The sequence below is a fragment of the Nocardia sp. NPDC059154 genome (assembly GCF_042755705.1).
Classification (GTDB): domain Bacteria; phylum Actinomycetota; class Actinomycetes; order Mycobacteriales; family Mycobacteriaceae; genus Nocardia.
This window is the reverse complement of sequence record NZ_JBHZCS010000038.1, coordinates 1-18,070: the sequence shown is the minus strand read 5'-3', so window position 1 is coordinate 18,070 and position 18,070 is coordinate 1. Positions and strand designations below refer to the sequence as shown.

General features: G+C 67.3%; 18 protein-coding genes and 1 pseudogene. 10 read left to right on the top strand and 9 right to left on the bottom strand.

Annotated features, from left to right (window positions below; translation table 11 throughout):
• Nucleotides 1–83: 83 nt before the first annotated feature.
• Nucleotides 84–404 (bottom strand): hypothetical protein, encoded by a 321-nt coding sequence (locus ACFXN1_RS29310; protein ID WP_379400928.1) that lies wholly within the window; start codon nucleotides 402–404, stop codon nucleotides 84–86.
• 462 nt (nucleotides 405–866) lie between these two features.
• On the opposite strand from ACFXN1_RS29310, the gene ACFXN1_RS29305 reads away from it, so the two are divergent.
• Nucleotides 867–1,493, top strand: coding sequence for a DUF4254 domain-containing protein (locus tag ACFXN1_RS29305; RefSeq protein WP_379436958.1), 627 nt, complete (start codon nucleotides 867–869; stop codon nucleotides 1,491–1,493).
• Between the two features lie 50 nt (nucleotides 1,494–1,543).
• Here ACFXN1_RS29305 and ACFXN1_RS29300 read toward each other — a convergent pair whose 3' ends face one another.
• The 3 genes from ACFXN1_RS29300 to ACFXN1_RS29290 are packed head-to-tail and all read right to left on the bottom strand — an operon-like array spanning nucleotide 1,544 to nucleotide 4,135.
• Nucleotides 1,544–1,891: a hypothetical protein gene (locus ACFXN1_RS29300; RefSeq protein WP_379436956.1), complete on the bottom strand. Its 348-nt coding sequence runs from the start codon at nucleotides 1,889–1,891 to the stop codon at nucleotides 1,544–1,546.
• Nucleotides 1,892–3,040: a fatty acid desaturase family protein gene (locus ACFXN1_RS29295; RefSeq protein ID WP_379436955.1), complete on the bottom strand. Its 1,149-nt coding sequence runs from the start codon at nucleotides 3,038–3,040 to the stop codon at nucleotides 1,892–1,894.
• A 30-nt stretch (nucleotides 3,041–3,070) separates the two neighbouring features.
• On the bottom strand, nucleotides 3,071–4,135 hold the full coding sequence (locus ACFXN1_RS29290) for a ferredoxin reductase (RefSeq protein WP_379436953.1): 1,065 nt from the start codon (nucleotides 4,133–4,135) through the stop codon (nucleotides 3,071–3,073).
• A 222-nt stretch (nucleotides 4,136–4,357) separates the two neighbouring features.
• Between ACFXN1_RS29290 and ACFXN1_RS29285 the strand changes: the two genes are divergently transcribed.
• Nucleotides 4,358–4,969, top strand: a complete 612-nt coding sequence (locus ACFXN1_RS29285) for a TetR family transcriptional regulator (protein WP_379436952.1) — start codon at nucleotides 4,358–4,360, stop codon at nucleotides 4,967–4,969.
• Between the two features lie 19 nt (nucleotides 4,970–4,988).
• Here the strand turns inward: ACFXN1_RS29285 and ACFXN1_RS29280 are convergent, their stop codons facing one another.
• Nucleotides 4,989–6,323 carry an MFS transporter gene (locus tag ACFXN1_RS29280; protein ID WP_379436950.1) on the bottom strand — a complete coding sequence of 445 codons (1,335 nt, stop codon included), beginning with the start codon at nucleotides 6,321–6,323 and terminating at the stop codon, nucleotides 4,989–4,991.
• A 78-nt stretch (nucleotides 6,324–6,401) separates the two neighbouring features.
• Nucleotides 6,402–7,385: a helix-turn-helix transcriptional regulator gene (locus ACFXN1_RS29275; RefSeq protein WP_379436949.1), complete on the bottom strand. Its 984-nt coding sequence runs from the start codon at nucleotides 7,383–7,385 to the stop codon at nucleotides 6,402–6,404.
• Nucleotides 7,386–7,732: 347 nt separating this feature from the next.
• Between ACFXN1_RS29275 and ACFXN1_RS29270 the strand changes: the two genes are divergently transcribed.
• Nucleotides 7,733–8,566, top strand: a complete 834-nt coding sequence (locus ACFXN1_RS29270) for an SDR family NAD(P)-dependent oxidoreductase (RefSeq protein ID WP_379436947.1) — start codon at nucleotides 7,733–7,735, stop codon at nucleotides 8,564–8,566.
• 128 nt (nucleotides 8,567–8,694) lie between these two features.
• Nucleotides 8,695–10,119, top strand: coding sequence for an MFS transporter (locus ACFXN1_RS29265; protein WP_379436946.1), 1,425 nt, complete (start codon nucleotides 8,695–8,697; stop codon nucleotides 10,117–10,119).
• A 24-nt stretch (nucleotides 10,120–10,143) separates the two neighbouring features.
• Here the strand turns inward: ACFXN1_RS29265 and ACFXN1_RS29260 are convergent, their stop codons facing one another.
• On the bottom strand, nucleotides 10,144–10,791 hold the full coding sequence (locus ACFXN1_RS29260) for a response regulator (protein ID WP_379436944.1): 648 nt from the start codon (nucleotides 10,789–10,791) through the stop codon (nucleotides 10,144–10,146).
• 4 nt (nucleotides 10,792–10,795) lie between these two features.
• On the bottom strand, nucleotides 10,796–11,968 hold the full coding sequence (locus tag ACFXN1_RS29255) for a sensor histidine kinase (protein ID WP_379436942.1): 1,173 nt from the start codon (nucleotides 11,966–11,968) through the stop codon (nucleotides 10,796–10,798).
• A gap of 108 nt (nucleotides 11,969–12,076) precedes the next feature.
• Here ACFXN1_RS29255 and ACFXN1_RS29250 point away from each other — a divergent pair, with 108 nt between their 5' ends.
• Nucleotides 12,077–13,018, top strand: coding sequence for an ABC transporter ATP-binding protein (locus tag ACFXN1_RS29250; RefSeq protein WP_379436941.1), 942 nt, complete (start codon nucleotides 12,077–12,079; stop codon nucleotides 13,016–13,018).
• Between the two features lie 2 nt (nucleotides 13,019–13,020).
• Nucleotides 13,021–13,764, top strand: a complete 744-nt coding sequence (locus ACFXN1_RS29245) for a hypothetical protein (protein WP_379400914.1) — start codon at nucleotides 13,021–13,023, stop codon at nucleotides 13,762–13,764.
• Nucleotides 13,765–13,836: 72 nt separating this feature from the next.
• On the opposite strand, the gene ACFXN1_RS29240 is transcribed toward ACFXN1_RS29245, so the two are convergent.
• The gene (locus ACFXN1_RS29240) at nucleotides 13,837–14,040 is read right to left on the bottom strand and encodes a cold-shock protein (RefSeq protein WP_040813159.1); all 204 of its coding nucleotides are present in this window, start codon (nucleotides 14,038–14,040) and stop codon (nucleotides 13,837–13,839) included.
• Between the two features lie 393 nt (nucleotides 14,041–14,433).
• Here ACFXN1_RS29240 and ACFXN1_RS29235 point away from each other — a divergent pair, with 393 nt between their 5' ends.
• The 4 genes and pseudogenes from ACFXN1_RS29235 to ACFXN1_RS29220 all read left to right on the top strand — a co-directional run.
• Nucleotides 14,434–14,868 carry a flavodoxin family protein gene (locus ACFXN1_RS29235; RefSeq protein ID WP_379436939.1) on the top strand — a complete coding sequence of 145 codons (435 nt, stop codon included), beginning with the start codon at nucleotides 14,434–14,436 and terminating at the stop codon, nucleotides 14,866–14,868.
• Between the two features lie 252 nt (nucleotides 14,869–15,120).
• Nucleotides 15,121–15,699 (top strand): PadR family transcriptional regulator, encoded by a 579-nt coding sequence (locus ACFXN1_RS29230; RefSeq protein ID WP_379400912.1) that lies wholly within the window; start codon nucleotides 15,121–15,123, stop codon nucleotides 15,697–15,699.
• Nucleotides 15,696–17,723 carry an FAD-dependent oxidoreductase gene (locus tag ACFXN1_RS29225; protein WP_379400911.1) on the top strand — a complete coding sequence of 676 codons (2,028 nt, stop codon included), beginning with the start codon at nucleotides 15,696–15,698 and terminating at the stop codon, nucleotides 17,721–17,723. Before ACFXN1_RS29230 ends, ACFXN1_RS29225 begins: the two co-directional genes overlap by 4 nt.
• Nucleotides 17,723–18,070 (top strand): annotated as a pseudogene (locus ACFXN1_RS29220) (hypothetical protein); the annotation flags it as partial. The gene ACFXN1_RS29225 and the pseudogene ACFXN1_RS29220, both read left to right, overlap by 1 nt.

The following is an 18,070-nucleotide window of genomic DNA, read 5'->3' as shown; positions in this document are numbered from 1 at the left end:
ACACTGAGGCGAACCTTGTCGGTAGCTGAGAGGTCGCTAAGACGGGCTGTGCGACCCGTCACAGGGAGAGGACCGTCCAGTTCCTACTGCGGCGGCGCCGCGCCCGCCGAATACAGGCTCACTTCGCCGTCCTCCCCCAGAAACGCGTTGACCAGCATCGTTCCGCTGGAACGTAATTCGTCGGGGTCCGGCGCGGCGGTCGTGACGGAGACCTGCGGCAGCGCACCCCAGTTCACGACAAACCGATCGGGCGGTCCGTTGTCGCTGGACAGATGCGCGAGACGGAACACCGACACCGTCCGGCGAACAATCAGATTACGGACGACTTCGGCAATTCGCTCGGGGTCTTCCAGCGCGAACATGAAACCGAATCGCAGTTCCGGCGATGACGCATAGGCGGGCACGAATATCGAGGCTAACGGACTACGGCGCGTCGCGCCCTCGGCGCGCCGCACAGATAGCTATTCATAAGCCTTGGTAACCGAACCCGTCGACGGCAAGCCTCGCCCCGGTCGAGCCCAGCCCTCGAACCTGTCTCACACACCGCCCGCAGAGGTGTCGATCGGCCTTCAACCGCCGCGGCCATGTGACCGTCTTGTAATGCTGTATAACGATTTTCAAGCAGCTTCGCCGATCACGCGCCGGATGGTTGCGCCCCTCCGACTATCGCGCTTTCCTGAATATGTCCCGCATTATCGGACAGTCTTCTCATCGCATCGTCGCGGATTTCCCGGTTACTTCACCGTGTCGCTGGTGGTGGGCTGTTGCGTTCCGGGTGCGGGGCTGCGCCGGAGCCGAGGGGAGCCCCTCCCCGAAACCCCCTCGGCCCTGGCGCATCCACGCATGCGACGCCGAGGGTGGGAATCATGGCAATCGACTACACCGGAGCGGGTTTCGGGGCCGAGCTCCCATCGCCATCAACGCTGTTGCGCGCCTTCCGGGAACCGGTCAGCTCCGATCGTCGCGATCGCGACGTCCTCGAATCAGCCCACGAACTGGTGCGATGCCACGAGCATCGATATCGCGCCCTGGACACGGCGCATGCCACCGACGCCACCCCCGACGATGTCGCCGACAGCACCCACCGTGTCGACCGGATCGACGAGCGCCGGGCCGAACTGGTGGCCCGCATCGACGACTGGGTGGCGGTGAACATTCCGCACCGCGCCGGGGCCTCGTTGCACACCGAGACCCTCGGCGCGGTCATCGACCGGATGGCCGCGAAATGGGTTGCCGCACAACGGGCTCTGGGCAATACCGAGTCCGAGCCGGCGCGGGCTTCGAAAGCAGGCGACGGGCGAGCGCGGCCCCACCATGGGGTGGAGAAGGAGACACACCGCGCGGTGGCGCATCGCATCAGCGAGGACCGGCCCCGCCGCGGGGTGGACACGGAGGCCCACCTGCAGTGGTACCGGCTCGCCGAGCTCGCCGACGGCTATCGGGATCTGATCACGGAGGTCGCCCAGCATCGCCGGCGACTGCCGACCTGGTGAGGAGCCCGACTCTCGGGGCTCTCAGGGGCTTCGCCCCCGCACCCCGAGAGCTAGCGCGGGTCGATGACCTCTGCGTCGATGACGTCGGAATCGGTCAAGCGCTCGCCACTGACCGGCTTCGTCGCCGAATCGTCCTGTGCGGGTGCGGATTCCGGGGCTTCGTCGACCTCGTCGTCGAGGTCGTCGGTCAGGTTCGCGGCGCGCTGGGCGGCCGCGTCCTGCGCGGCAGCGGCGGCAGCCTCACGCATCTCGATGGCGTCGGTGATCCAGTCACCGATCTCGCGGGTCACCTCGGCGACGGTGCCGGTGATGATCGAGGCGATATTGCCGACGTGTCGTGCTCCCGACGACGTCAATTCCTGGATCAGATCCTTGTTGCTCTCGAATTTGGAAATCATTTACACGCCCACTTCGCTCGCCTGCCCCCGGCGCATCACGATAACACCGGCCTGTGCTGAATTCTTGACAAGGAACGGCGGCAGCGCCAGCTTGAACAGCTTCAACCACACCGAACCGATCTGCCGGGAGAAGCGTCCGGTGTTGTAGGGCAGGCCGTGCTTTTCGCACAGCGCCTTCACCTCGGGGGCGATTTCCGGGTACCGGTTGGCCGGCAGATCCGGGAACAGGTGGTGCTCGATCTGGTGCGACAGGTTGCCGGACATGATGTGGAAGAGCTTGCTGCCCTTGATATTGGCCGAGCCCAGCATCTGGCGCACGTACCACTCGCCCTGGGTCTCGTCGGCGCACTCCTCCTGGGTGAACGTCTGTACGCCGGTCGGGAAGTGGCCGCAGAAGATGATCGAGAACGTCCACAGGTTGCGCACGATATTGGCGGTGAAGTTGGCCGCCAGCGTGGACAGGAACAGCGGTCCGGTCAGCGCCGGGAAGACCACATAGTCCTTGAGCACCTGCCGGCTGGCCTTGCGCCACTGGCCCTTGACCAGCGTCTTGACCTCCTGCCAGGACTTCTTGCCCCGGACGATGTTCTCGACCTCGAGGTCGTGGCCCATCACGCCCCACTCGAACGCGACCATCAGCGCGAAGGCGTAGAGCGGGTTGCCCAGCCGCAGCACGTTCCAGCTCTGCGCCTCGTCCACGCGCAGGATGCCGTAACCGATGTCGCGGTCCATGTCGAGGATGTTGGTGTAGGTGTGGTGCATGTAGTTGTGCGAGTGCCGCCACTGGTCGCCCGGGCAGACCGTATCCCATTCGAAGACACGGGAATTCAGGGTCGGCTCACGCATCCAGTCCCACTGGCCGTGCATGACGTTGTGGCCGATCTCCATATTGTCGAGAATCTTCGACGCGCTCAGCGCGGCCACGCCCGCCAGCCAGAACGGCGGCAGGAAGCCCAGGTAGAGCAGGCCGCGACCGGCGATCTCCAGGCCGCGCTGGGCCTTGATGACCTGGTAGATGTACTCGCGGTCCCGGTCGCCCAGGTCCGCGGTGATGCGGGCGCGCAGCGCGTCGAGCTCGCGGCCGATCTCCTCGACCTGATCGACGCTGAGCACCAGCGGGCCCTCGGTGGTTTCGGTGAGGATCGCCATGATCCCTCCTGTTCAGATGGCAGAAATGAGTCAGAGAGCGAGGTCGACGTCCCCGACGGGGGCGTTGATGCAGATCTGGATGGGCTGATCCGGGTCGCCGTCGAGCTCCCCGGTGCGCAGGTTGCGGGTGCAGCCGCTGCGCTTGACGGCCGTGCAGGAGAAGCAGATGCCCATGCGGCAGCCGTACTCCGGGCTCAGGCCCGCGGATTCGGCCTGCTCGAGCAGGCTCGCACCGGTGTTCTCGGCGACCACGTCGCTGCCGGAGAAGGTCACCTTCCCCTCGGCGTCGGCCGGGTCCACGACCGCGGTGGTGAGGGTGAACTCCTCGCTGTGCAGCCGATCGCCGAGCTGTTCGGCCTCGTAGACGGTGCGTACCGCGCCCATCAGGCCGGGCGGGCCGCACAGGTAGGTCTGCGCGGTCGGGAACCAGGGAGCGAGGGACTCCAGCTCGTCGTAGCCGAAGTGGGCGTCGCGCTGGGTCTCCGGATAGCGGAATTCGATGCGGACATTGCCGTGCTGCATGGCGATCGCCTCGAGTTCCTGGCGATGCGGCACCCATTCCGGAGAACGGTTGTAATGCAGGAACAGGATGCGGCCGCGGTAACCCTCGTTGGCGAGGGTGCGCAGCATGGACAGCACCGGCGTGATGCCGCTGCCGCCGCTGATCAGCACGATCTGCTCGGGCCGCGACTCGGGCAGGTGGAACACGCCGGCGGCGGGCTCCAGGTCCACCACCATGCCGGGAATCGCGTTCTCGTGCAGGTGGTTCGAGACCAGGCCGTGCGGGTGGGCCTTGACGGTGAGTTCGATGTGCCGGTCGCGGCGCCCCTCGGCATTGACCGGCGAATAGCAGCGGGTGTGGCGGACGCCGTCGATCACGACACCGATCTGCACGTATTGCCCCGCCACGTGCCCGGACCACTGCCGGGCGGGCTCGAGGGTGAGGGTGACCGAGCCGACCGCGCTGCGCCGCACGTGGGTGATCTCGGCGCGCATCGAGCGCCGGGTCAGGGTCGGGCGCACCAGCTCGAGGTAGCGATCCAGCGGGTGCGGGGTGGTCATTGTCTTCTGCACCAGGTCGAGTAGTCCGACCATGTGAGCCTCCTGTCGCGTCGCCCGGCTGAGCGACGCCTCTTCGCAGTCGATGCGCCTCCGGCGTGACCTCGATGTCATACCGGACCCCGATACGGTTTCGGTGCACATCTGTACACTGAAATAGTGTGCCGGGCGAAGCCACTCCAGTTCAACCGGCAGTTCGTGTGACCCACACGACATTTTGCGAATGGAACGAATGTGAACGCATGTATGGTGATCGAGATGAGCGAGCAGGCAGCTACCCGAGTAGAGCGCAAGGAGCGCACCCGCGCGGCGCTACTCGACGGCACCCTCGCCCTGGCCGCGGACCGCGGCTTCGCCGCCCTGTCCCTGCGTGAGATCGCACGCTCGGCCGGCATCGTGCCCACGGCGTTCTACCGGCACTTCGCCTCACTCGACGAACTCGGCACCACGCTGGTCGAAGAGGGCGTGCGTCAATTGCGCTTGGCGCTACGGGAAATGCGGCGCACCCCCAACCCGACGCTGGCGCAGACCGTGCGCTTCGTCTTCGACCAGGTCGACGGCAAACGCGATCTGTGGGGCTTCCTGATTCGCGAACGCCACGGCGGCTCGGCCGCGCTGCGCGGGGCCATCGCGGTCGAAATGCAGCTCATCGAACGGGAATTGGTGGTCGACCTGTCCCGGGTGCGGGCGCTGGACGCGTGGTCACCCGATGATCTGGAGCTGGCCGCGGATCTCATCGTGTCCACGGTCGCCGACCGGATCGCCGACTACCTGATGGCCGAATCCCGGGAGAGCGTGCGGACCGTGGAGCGTGCGGTGCTGCAGGTGCGGCTCATCGCGCTCGGCATGGGTGCGTGGCGGCCCTCATAAGTGTGGTTCGTCCCTGAAATCAGCGGCCGCGCACATCATCTCCACGCACCGGCAGCAAGAGCATCAGGCCGACGATCAAGACGAGTAGCAGGCCAACGATTCCCGCCCGCTCGGCGTCGAAGGCCCAGACGAAGAAGCCGAAAAGGGTTGGGGCTAAGAATGATACGGCGCGACCAGTGGTGGCGTAGAGCCCGAACATCTGACCCTCGCGGCCGGGCGGGGACACCCGGGCCAGGAACGAGCGTGCGGAAGCCTGTGCGGGGCCGACGAATACGGTCAGCGCCAGGCCGAAGATCCAGAACATGAGCGGACCGGACAGCACCAGCAGGAACGCTCCGCACACGATCATGCCCGCCAGCGAGGTGACGATCACCGCCTTCGGGCCGGTGCGGTCGTCGAACCGGCCGCCGACCAGCGCGCCCAGGGCCGCAACCACATTCGCGGCAATGCCGAACAGCAGCACATCCGAGTCCGCGATGCCGTACACCCGCACCGCCAGGATCGCGCCGAAGGTGAACACCCCGGCCAGGCCGTCCCGGAACACCGCGCTGGCCAGCAGGAACGCCACGGTACGCCGATCGACGCGCCACAGTTCCCGGATGTCGCGGAAGAGCACCCCATACGAGCGCAGGAACGACCGGCCCCGCACCGCCGCACCGGGGTCGGCCGTGGTGCGCGGCACCTCGGGAACGAACAGGAACAGCGGCACCGCGAATCCGGCGAACCAGACCGCCGCCAGCACCGCGACCAGGCGGATGTTCAGCCCGTCCTCGATCGGCACGCCGAGCAGTCCGCGATAGTCGCCCTTGCCCGCGATGAAGCCGACATAGCTGATCAGCAGCAGGATGATCCCGCCGAAATAGCCCATGGCCCAGCCGAACCCGGACACCCGCCCGACATTGGCGGACGTGGACACCTGCCGCAGCATGGCGAAGTACGGCACATGCGAGAGCTCGAACGTCGCCGAACCCACGCCCAGCAGGGCCAATCCCAGCCATAGGTAGTGGTAGTCGGCATGCACGAAGAACATGGCCGCCATCACCAGCACCGTCACCGAGGTCAGCAGTCCCAGCGCCAGTTTGCGTCGGGCGGTGGCGTCGAACCACTGCCCGGCCACCGGCGCGGTCACCGCCACCACCAGCCCCGCCGCTCCGAGCGCCCACCCGAGCCAGGCGCTGGGCGAGATCCCGCCCGGCAGATCCTTGCCCACCTTGTCGGTCAGATACACCGAGAACACGAAGGTCAGGATCACCGCGTTGAACGCCGCGCCCGCCCAGTCCCAGAACCCCCACGCCAGCACCGTCGCCCGCCCGGTCGCCTGACCCACGGTGACGTCTCCCGAGCGCTCGCTCATGCAGCGCAGACTAGGCGACCCACTCCCCTCCCGCGCGACATCCGCACACCCCGCGCGTCACGCACATGCGAGAACCGCTCACGCCCAGGCTCGGTCGTCGATCGCGAGGGTTCGGCCGTGGGCCTGCTCGACGTGTTCGGACCAGGGGCGACGGCGCTCTTCGGTCGTCATGGACAGCAGGGCGTGGAGTTTGTCCCAGGCTTCGGGGTCGGACGGCGTCCAGACCTGCATCCACGCGCCGGCGATGGAGGGCAGGGACATGCTGGTCATGTACATCTCGAGTTCGCCGACGGCGAGGTTGCGGATGATGCGGGTGCGGCCCAGTGGGAGGGCGACGTCGTTACGCGCCCAGAGTTCCGCGAAATGCGGGCTCGCCGAGACCATGTCGTCGATGAACTCCACCCATTCGGGGTCGCCGAGGTTGCGGGCGTACGCGGCGCGCAGGTAGCCGACCATGCGGGCCAGGTGGTCCGGCTCCGAGTGGGGCGGGTAGGGCGTGCAGCACTCGTCGGCCAGGAAGACCTTGCGCAGCACGTTCCGGGAGCCGCTCATGAACATCGGATACATCGTCACGTAGGCGGTATTGCAGGCCAGCACATCGTATTTGGCGCTGAACAGGGCGGCGGGCAGCGGATGCATGTGGTCGAGGATGATCTGCACCTCCTCGGGCACCAGCTCCTCGGCGATCGGCGTCGGCGCGGTCGGAACGTCGGCGAGCCGGTACAGGTGCGCGTGCTCCGCGCCGTCCAGGCACAGCGCCCGGGCGATCGCATCCAGCACCTGGACACTGCAATTGATGTCGCGCCCCTGCTCGAGCCAGGTGTACCAGGTGATCCCCACCCCGGCCAGCTGCGCCACCTCCTCGCGCCGCAGCCCCGGGGTACGCCGGCGCGCGCCCGCGGGCAGGCCGACATCCTCCGGGCGAATGCGCGCCCGCCGCGACTTCAGGAAAGTCGACATCTCCTCGCGCCGGGCCTTGCGCACCGACCGCGAATTGCCATTGCGCATCGCCACCTCGGTGACGACATCGGTCACCTCACGGGATCCTGTTCCTGACACCATGACTCCATGGTGGCGACAACCGCGATCGGTATCCAGGTGGTACCAGTACCGGTATAGGCAGGCTCCTGGTATCAGGATCCGGCCCGGCGCAGACGATCCCGGCATGTGATGTGGCGCGGTCGACCCACGACAACGACCTGACCACTGGTGCGGGCCGCAAGAGCTTCATGTGCGGTCGCCGGCCTTACCCTGCGCTACAGCAACGGGGCAGTCGAAATCCGAAACCCTCGAGCGCGAGCACATCCTGCGCTCAAACATCTCTTTTGCGCCATCTGGCCGTTCCTCCATGGCCGCATCTGCGGCGTACAACGGGGCATCGCATCTCCGCGAACCTCTAGGAAGCAAGAATGAGCAAGCAGAAGAACTGGTTCGTTACCGGCGCAGGTCGAGGATTCGGTCGAGAGTTCGCCACAGCGGCGCTCGAGCGCGGCGACCGCGTGACGGCCACGGCGCGCCGGAAAGACACGTTGCGGGACTTGGCCGATCGGTACGGGGAGGCGCTGTTACCGTTGCCCCTGGATGTGACCGACCGAGCGGAGGCCCAGGCTGCGGTCGACGCGGCGGTCGAACGATTCGGCGCGCTGGATGTGGTTGTCAATAATGCCGGCTACGGGTTGTTCGGGGCGGTCGAGGAGATCACTGACCAGCAGTTGCGGGATCAACTCGAGGTGAACCTGTTCGGGGCCTTCCACGTCACGCAGGCGGTGCTGCCGATCCTGCGTAAGCAGGGGGCAGGGCACATCATTCAGATCTCCACCATCAGTGGTATCGCGAGCTTCCCGAACCTCGGTGGATACAGTGCGTCGAAGTGGGCGCTCGAGGGGTTGTCGGAGGCGTTGGCGCAGGAAGTCGCGGGATTCGGGATCAAGGTGACACTTGTCGAGCCCGGACAGTTCGCCACCGATTGGGCCGGCAGCTCGGCGGTGCACGCTGATCCGCTGCCGGAATACGACAGCCTGCGCGCCAGGTTCGACAAACAGCAGTCGGCGATGCCGGCGAAGTTCATCGGGGATCCCAAGGGAGTGGGCCCGGCACTGCTCGAGGTGGTCGACGCCGAAGAGCCTCCGCTGCGCGTGCTGTTCGGCGCCATGCCGACCAGCCTCGTTCCCTTCCTGTACGAGCAGCGGCTGCAAACGTGGAAGCAGTGGGAGCCGGTTGCTTTGACCGCCAACGGGCACTGAACCGGGATCAATCCGTGAAAAGGCAGCTGCGCCTTTGAAATAAGACCCAGCTGCGCCACCAGGTGGTGCCAGTACCCGTATAAACAGACTCCTGTCCGCCGGTTCGGCCGCCGCGCACGCTGATTCCCATGACACAGAGCCTGACCCAGTCTCCACCCGCGGCGGCTCCCGCCCCGGTAGCCGTCCGACGTCCCCTCGCAGTCCTGACCGTCATCCTGCTCGGCCAGTTCATGGCCGTACTCGACGCCTCCATCGTGAACGTCGCCATCCCCGCCATCCGAACCTCCCTGCACGCCACCGGTTCCGGGCTGCAGCTCATCGTCTCCGGATACGTGATCGCGTACGCGGTGCTGCTGGTCACCGGCGCGCGGCTGGGTGACCGGTTCGGGCAGCGCACCCTGTTCGTCACCGGGCTGGCGCTGTTCACCCTCACCTCGCTGGCGTGCGGGCTGGCCTGGAGCTCCGGGGCGCTCATCGTCTTCCGGTTCCTGCAGGGCGTCGGATCGGCGGCGATGGTGCCGCAGGTGATGACCATCCTGCAGCGCTCCTTCACCGGACCCGCCCGGGCGCGGGCGCTGTCGGCCTACGCGACCGTCATTTCCGGCGGCATGGTCGTCGGCCAGATCCTCGGCGGCCTCATCGTGAGCAGCGATATCGCCGGAACCGGCTGGCGCGGCGTGTTTCTGGTGAATGTGCCGATCGGCCTGGCCCTGCTCGCCGCCGCCCCGCGCATCCTGCCGGCCGTCACCACCGGCGTGGACCGCAGACTCGACCTGGCCGGTCTCGCCGTCCTGACCGCATCTGTGCTGGCGCTGGTGCTGCCGCTGGTGTTAGGGCACGAACAGGATTGGCCGCTGTGGACCCGAATCATTCTGGGCGCGTCCGTGTTCGGCTTCCTCGCCTTCGCGTTGGTGGAGCGCTGGGTGCACCGCCGCGGCGGGGAACCGCTCTTCGCCGACCGCGTACTCCGGGCCCCCGGCCTGGTACACACCGCGGCCACCCTGTTCCTGGTCATGTGCACCTTCGGCGGCTGGGTATTCGTCCTCACCATCCACCTCCAGTCCACCCTCGGCTACAGCGCTCTGCACGCCGGACTCCTGTTCCTCCCCAATGGCGTGACTTTCGGCCTGGTGAGCCTGAATTGGACCCGCATCCCCGCCCGCTTCCACCGCGCCATGATCCCCGCCGGCCTGCTCATCGCGGCCGTCACCACCATCGTCATGGGCCTTTTGATGCGGAGCGGCCACGATATCGGCCCCCTCGACCTGACCGTCTTCGCCCTCATGGGCATCGGCTACGGCCTCGCCTTCAGCCCCCTCATGGCCCGAGCCACCAGCAAGATCCCCCTCGCCCTCGCCGCCGACGCCAGCGGCATCCTCGTCACCTGCGTCCAACTCGGCGTCGTGATCGGCGTGGCCGCCTTCGGCACGGTGTTCCTCACCCTCGCCGGTTCCACCGCCCTCTCCGCTGCCCACGCCGTCGGCACCACCGCCACGGCCGAGGGCATCACCATCCTGGTCGCTGCGGCCCTCGCGGCCAGGGCCGTCCGCTGACCCGCCGACCGCTGGGGATTCGAATCAGCGGTCGACGAAGCCGGATTCGTAGGCCAGAATCACCGCCTGGGTGCGGTCCCGGGCATCGAGTTTGGTCAGGATGCCACTGACATGGGTCTTGACGGTCTCGGGTCCGATGTGGAGTTGGTCGGCGATTTCCCGGTTGGACAGTCCACGCGTCATCAGCAGGAGGACGGTTTCCTCACGGTCGGTGAGACCGGCGCGAACGAGTTGCTCACGGGCGCGCGGATTCCCGCGCCCGTGAGCGAGCGCGCGGACGGCGGCGGGATACAGCAGCGAATCGCCGGTTGCGACAGTCCGCACCGCGTTGGCGATTTCGGCGGGGCGGGCGCGTTTGAGAAGGAACCCGTCGGCGCCGGCGCGCAGGGCGGCGTAGACGTAATCGTCGTTCTCGTACGTGGTGATCACCAGGATCTTCGGTGGCCGCGCGGTGGAACGCAGAATCGCGCGGGTGGTCTCGATGCCGTCCATCAACGGCATTCGCACATCCATGGCGATCACATCGGGATTCAGCTGTCTGCACAGCGAAACGACGGCCACGCCGTCGGCGGCCTCGCCGATCACCTCGATGTCGGGCTGGGCGTCGAGGATCGCGCGCAGGCCCGCACGAGCTAGTGGTTCATCGTCGACGAGCAGGACTGTCACCGGCATTCGATCACCTCCGGACCTCGATCGGTAGCTCGACTCGGACCTGCCACCTGCCGTCCTCGGCACCGAGCCGCACCGATCCGCCCAGCAGTTCGGCACGCTCGCGAATGCCGCGGAGCCCGGTTCCGACGCCGGCGGAGATCGGGCCGATCAGCTCGTTGGCGATATCGAGGTCGAGCCGGTCCGGCCCGGACCGGACCCGAACCTCGATCGGCACCCGTCCGGCGTGACGCATGGCATTGGTGATGGCCTCCTGCAGGATTCGGTAGCCCTCCCGCGAGACCGGACCCGGAATCCGGTGCAGCGGACCGATTACGATTGCGTCGACCGTCGCACCGGCGGACCGGGCTGCTTCGAACAGCCGCTCGGCGTCCGCGAGGGTTGGTCTTTCATGGATCGGACGGTGGGGCTCGCGCAGCACGAGCAGGACGCGATCCAGATCCTCGAGTGCGGCCCGCCCGGTGTCCTCGATGGCGGTCAGGGCGCGTTCGGTGAACTCGGGGTCGCCGGTCGCCCGCGCGGCACCGGCCTGCAGGACCGCGGCGGTCAGGGCGTGGCCGATCGAATCGTGCAGTTCGCGCGCAATTCGATTGTGTTGCAGCAGTTGCTCGGTGCTCTCCTCCAGGGCTCGCAGCCGCTGCGTCGCGGACGGCGCCAGCAGCGTGCGTGCCGCGGCGGTGACCAGGTCGCCCAGGACGATGACGACGATGCCGAGCAGGGCGATGGTCAGCGGTATCAGCAGCCCGAACCACCAGTGCGGGTGCATGATTCGGACGATGGCGTCGTGGGCGGGCGGGCTCCCGGTCGCCGCGCGCACCAGGTCCCGGGTGAGCAGCACGACCGGCACACACGTTTCCAGCAGGATCGCGCTCAGCCCGAGCCGGACTTCCAGCCACAGCACGGTCCGCCATCGATCCGACCGGTCCACCGAACGGGCGGCCGTGATCGAACGTTGGGGCGCACCGTGTTCGCGGTGGATCAGGAACAGCTGTGCCTGCAGACCCTCCGCCAAGCGTGTCGCAGGGACCAGCCCGACCGGTACGGCGAGCGCCGCAGGCAGGTACCAGTGGGTGCGATCGATGTACAGCCACACTGCCACGACGGCGAGCGGCAGCGCCAGATGCAGCCCGCGCGAGTACGTCACCGGATCGGAAAGGCGTGACGCGACCGAACTGATCATGGCTTCATCGTGCCAGCCGCCTTCCGGGGCTCGGCTCCCCCGAATTGGGGAGACGATTCACCCGGCAGCGGGAGGACACGGCCGCGACGCGGAACCAGGCTGAGGTCCATGACCACCATCGACCTTCACGAGCTGACCAAGGACTACGGCCCGAAGCGGGTGCTGGACCGGGTCACCTGCGCGGTGCAGCCGGGCCGGGTCACCGGTTTCCTCGGTCCCAACGGCGCGGGCAAGTCCACCACGATGCGGCTCGTGCTCGGCCTGGATCGGCCGACCTCGGGCCGTGCGACGGTGGCCGGTCGCCCGTTCACCGCCGCGCACCGTCCGCAGTGTCTCATCGGCGCACTCCTCGACCCGTTCGCGATGCATTCGGGCCGGACCGCGTTCGCGCACCTGTCGGCACTCGCCGCCGCGGGCGGGATTCCCCGGCGGCGCGTGGACGACGTGCTGGGGGCGGTCGGTCTCGAGACCGTGGCCGGCAAACGGATCAGGACGTTCTCGCTGGGTATGCGTCAGCGGCTCGGGATCGCCGCCGCGCTGCTGGGCGACCCGCCGGTCCTGATGCTCGACGAGCCGTCCAACGGGCTCGACCCGGAGGGCATCATCTGGCTGCGCAGCACGCTGCGCGGCCTTGCCGACGAGGGCCGGACGGTGTTCGTCTCCAGCCATCTGATGACCGAAACCGCGTCCTTCGCAGACCATCTCGTGGTGCTGGGTCGTGGCAGGGTCCTCGCCGACTCCGGACTCGACGACTTCATCGATCGCCATGCCCGGCCGCGGGTCCGGATTCGCACCGACTCCCCCGAACCCTTGCGCACCGTGCTGACCGATGCCGGCTTCGATCCGGTCGCGGATGATTCGGGGCGCTGGTATGTCAACGGGGCGCGGGTCGGCACGGTCGGTCCACTGCTCGTCCGGGCCGGGGTTGCGGTCCTCGAACTTGCCGACGAGTCGGGAACTTTGGAGCAGGCGTACCTCGCTCTGACAGCGGACGCCGCCGAGTTCGCCTCTGCCAGCTCGGCCCTCGCGACACCGGAAAAGGTGATGTGACAATGTCTTTCACAGCCGTCCTGCGCTCCGAATGGATCAAGGCCCGATCGCTGCCGGTGCTCAGCGGCCTGGTCGCGCTGATGTTCGCAGCCACCGTGGGGTTTTCGCTGACCGGGACCGCCAGTCTCGGCAGGCACGACGCGGGCAAGCCGGGTTTCGATGCGCTGCTGATCTCGTTCTACGGCATCAATTTCGGTCAACTCGCCGCCATCTGCGTCGGAGCCGTCTGCGCGGCAGCACAGTTCAGGAACAACGGAGCGCGCATCTGGTTCGCGGCGGTACCGCGCCGGGGCCTGGTCTATTCGGCGAACCTTCTGGTGATCGGCGTGAGCACACTACTGGCGGGTCTGCCGACCGCGGCGCTGTGTTTTCTCGTCGGGCAACCACTGCTGGGGGCACACCGGGTGCGGGTCGATGATCCGGCGGCGTGGCGCGCAATCATCGGCTGTGCACTCTATCTCGCACTGATCGCCCTGTTCGCCGCCGGCCTGGCGACAATGTTCCGAAACGCCATGGCCGCCATGGGAATTCTCGTACCCGTGGTCCTGCTGCTGTCGTTCACCCTCGGCGACGTCACCCACGACGGCGGCCTCGTCCAATTCCTCCCCGACCGTGCGGGCAGGCAGGCACTCGTCCATACCCCCTCGGGAACCCTCGGCCCCTGGACCGGCCTCGCCGTCACCGGCATCTGGGCGGCCGCCGCGATGTGGGCCGGATGGGAAACCCTGCGCCGCAGAGATTTCTGACTTCTGCAGCGCAACGCCTCGAAAAAGCACGAAACCCGCGCCGATCGGCGCGGGTTTGTGTTGTGTCGGCTCCTAGATGGCGCGGACGTTCTGCGCCTGCGGACCCTTCTGGCCCTGGCCGATCTCGAACTCGACCCGCTGGCCCTCGTCGAGGGACTTGAAACCGGAGCCGGCAATCTCGGAGTAGTGGACGAAAACGTCGGGACCGCCGCCGTCCTGCGCAATGAACCCGAAGCCCTTTTCGCCGTTAAACCACTTCACACTGCCTTGCGACATTCTTTTTAAATCTCCCTGTTGCGAGCCGAGTGATCACATCAACAACCCGTGCTCGCTACCAGCATGTCACACTCCCGCAAGCCGGTCAGCAACGCCCCGATCAGCGGCGTCCCGCGCGCCGACGGCGACGGGCTCCGCACCCGCCACAGAAGCAACATGACAGCGCACCCGACCTGCGGTCTGCTCCGAATTAACAGCCCCACATATATGAAATGCCATAGTTCCAAAGTGATCGACGGAACCATGACCACCAGAATTGGCCGTCGCCACACCGGCACCGGCCCGAGCGTGCGAGTCCTATGACGGCCGACACACCGCTTCGGCGTCACGGTCGAGACTCGGCTGGTGTCTCCGAGCATGTCCGATCGATGCGCGTAGCGAAGGAGCATTGTGATGAAGGCCCTGATCGTGTGCGTTTCGGTGTCACATGGCAATACGCGGCGGGTGGCGGAGGCCATGGGCGAGGTACTGGAGGCCACGATCCTGGAGCCCGAGCAGGTCGAGGTGAGCTCACTCGGGGAGTACGACCTGGTGGGGTTCGGGTCGGGGATCTTCAACCAGATGTTCCACCCCCGGCTACGCGGGTTCGTACGGTCGCTGCCGAAAGCGGAGCGCGGCAGGGCATTCGTGTTCGCCACCAGTGGGTTTCCGCCGCAGCTGTGGCCGATGGCACGGCTGGTCCGGCGCGCTGGGTTCGACGTGGTCGACACCTTCTCGGTTCGCGCGTTCGACACCTGGGCACCGCTGCGAGTGGTCGGCGGCGTCAACAAGGGGCGGCCGGATGCCGGTGATCTCGAGGCGGCGCGGGTCTTCGCCGCCGAACTGTGAGCACGACGACGCTGAACAAGCGCGCCCGAATGTGTATTGGATCCGGAAAGACGTGGTGGTGTTCTTGTAGGTGATGTCCACCCGCAGCTTCGCGCCGCCGAATTCGTCCGGCGTGCCGGTGGCCTTGTCGACGGTGATCTGAAATCAGGTTCGCGACCGGCCGCGTCAACCGACACACCGGCGAGTCCGCACCACGCCGACACGTTATGCACTGAATTGCATAGTACGTCTCGTCTCAGTTACCCTGGCGGCATGGCCCTCGAACACGCGCTACTGGTATCGCTGACCGAACGTGCCAGCTCGGGATACGACCTGGCGCGCCGTTTCGACAAATCCATCGGATTCTTCTGGAACGCTACCCACCAGCAGATCTATCGCGTGCTCAAGCGCATGGACGAGCAGGGCTGGGTCATCGCGGAGACCGTGGCCCAGGAGGGCCGCCCGGACAAGAAGGTCTACACCGTCTCCGACGCCGGCCGGGCCGAACTGATCCGCTGGATCGCCGAACCCGCCGACCTGGAACCCATGCGCAATGAACTCGGTGTGAAGCTGCGAGCCGCCTCCCTCGGCGATGTCGGCGCGCTCACCGCCGAGGTGCAGCGCCACCGCGACCAGCACGCGCACCGGCTCGACCTGTACCGCACCTTCGAGAAGAAGGACTACCCCGCGCCGGATCAGCTCACCGGCCCCAAGCTGCACCAGTACCTCGTCCTGCGCGGCGGCATCCGCGTCGAGGAGGGAATCGTCGACTGGTGCGAGGAAGTACTCGACGCCCTGAAGCGCGACTCAGCCCGGTCGCAGGCGTCCGAACCGAAAGGCTCTCAGCGATGAGCGCGTACCCGCACCTGTTCGAGCCCCTGGACCTGGGATTCACCACGCTGCGCAATCGCGTGGTCATGGGTTCCATGCACACCGGCCTCGAGGATCGGGCCTGGCACACCAACCGGCTGGCCGCCTACTTCGCCGAGCGGGCCAAAGGCGGTGTCGGACTGATCATCACGGGCGGCTACGCCCCCAACCGCACCGGCTGGCTGCTGCCGTTCGGCGCCAAGCTGACCAACAGGACCGAGGCCTACCGGCACCGCGCCATCACCAAGGCGGTGCACGCCGAGGGCGGCAAGATCGCGCTGCAGATCCTGCACGCGGGCCGCTACTCCTACATGCCGACCAGCGTGTCCGCCTCCGCCATCAAGGCCCCCATCAACCCGTTCAAGCCCCGCGCACTCTCGTCCAAAGGCGTCGAGGAGACCATCGACGATTACGCGCGCTGCGCCTACCTGGCCAAGTTCGCCGGGTACGACGGCGTCGAAATCATGGGTGGTGAAGGCTATTTCATCAACCAGTTCCTGGCCGAGCGCACCAACAAGCGCAAGGACAAGTGGGGCGGCTCGCCGGAGAACCGCCGCCGCATCGCGGGCGAGATCGTCCGCCGGGTGCGCAAGGCGGTCGGACCGGACTTCATCATCGTCTTCCGCCTGTCCATGGCGGATTTCGTGGAGAAGGGCCAGACCTGGGACGAAATCGCCGCCGTCGCACGGGATGTGGAGGCCGCCGGCGCCACCATCATCAATACCGACATCGGCTGGCACGAGGCCCGGGTGCCCACCATCGTCACCTCGGTGCCGCGTGCGGCGTTCGTGGAGTGGACCGCGAAGGTCAAGGACCTGGTGAGCATTCCGGTGTGCGCGTCCAACCGCATCAATATGCCCGAGACCGCCGAGGAGATCCTCACCCGCGGCGACTCCGACCTGGTGTCGCTGGCCCGCCCGCTGCTCGCCGACCCGGACTGGGCGCGCAAGGCCCAGGACGCGCGGGGGGACGAGATCAATACCTGCATCGCCTGCAACCAGGCCTGCCTGGACCACGCCTTCCAGGCCAAAACCGTGTCCTGCCTGCTGAATCCGCGCGCCGGGCACGAGACGGAGCTGAAGCTGCTGCCCACCCGCCGGACCCGGAAGTTCGCCGTCGTGGGCGCGGGCCCGGCCGGACTCTCGGCCGCGGTCAGCCTGGCCCAGCGCGGGCACCACGTGGACCTGTTCGAGTCCGACGACAAGATCGGCGGGCAGTTCGACATCGCCCGCCGGATCCCGGGCAAGGAAGAGTTCAACGAGACCCTGCGCTACTACACCAGGCAGCTCGAAATCACCAGTGTGCGTGTGCATCTCGAGACCCGGGCCACCGCCGAGCAGCTCATCGCGGGCGGCTACGACGAGGTCATCCTGGCCACCGGCGTGAAGCCGCGCATCCCCAATATCCCCGGCATCGACCACCCGAAGGTGCTCACCTACGCCGAGCTGGTGCGCGACGGCAAGCCGGTGGGCAAGAAGGTGGCGGTCATCGGCGCCGGCGGCATCGGCTTCGACGTGAGCGAATTCCTCAGCGTCGAAGGACATCCCAGCCTCAAGCTCGACGAGTGGAAGGAAGAGTGGGGTGTCTCCGACGATCCCACCGTCCCCGGCTTCGTCACCACCCCCAGGCCCTCCCCCGCCGCCCGGGAAGTCGTGCTGCTGCAGCGCAAGTCGTCCTCCTTCGGCAAGGGACTGGGCAAGACCACCGGCTGGGTGCACCGGGCCGCGGTCAAGGCCAAGGGCGTCGAGCAGATCGGCGGCGTCAACTACGAGCGCATCGACGACCGCGGCCTGCACATCAGCTTCGGCGAGAAGCGCCAGCGCCCGCAGATCATCGAGTGCGACAACGTGATCCTGTGCGCGGGCCAGGAATCCGTGCGCGACCTGCACGAGCCGCTGCAGAACGCGGGCGTGAAGGTGCACCTCATCGGCGGCGCCGACCTGGCCGCCGAACTCGACGCCAAACGTGCCATCAACCAGGGCACCCGGCTGGCGGCGGCCCTGTAATGCCGAACCTCACCCGCCTGGGACTGCCCGGAGACGAGCAGTCCTGGGCGGCACTGGGTTTCATCGTCAGCGGCGGCCGCATGCAGATCGGCCGAATCGCCTGCACCCTGGGCGAGCCCGCCTGGGGCTTCGACGAAACCCATACCGCCCCCGAATCACTCGGCATCCCGTACCTGGAATCGACTACACCCGAAGCTGATTCCATGCCGGTGCATCCGAACGGCGTGACCACCGTCGATCACGTCGTCTACTGGGTGCCCGATCTGGACGACGCCGTCGCCGATCTGACCTCCGTCCTGGGCGTCCCGCCGCGCCGGCGCTTCTTCCCGCGCGGCCCGGAAGGACCC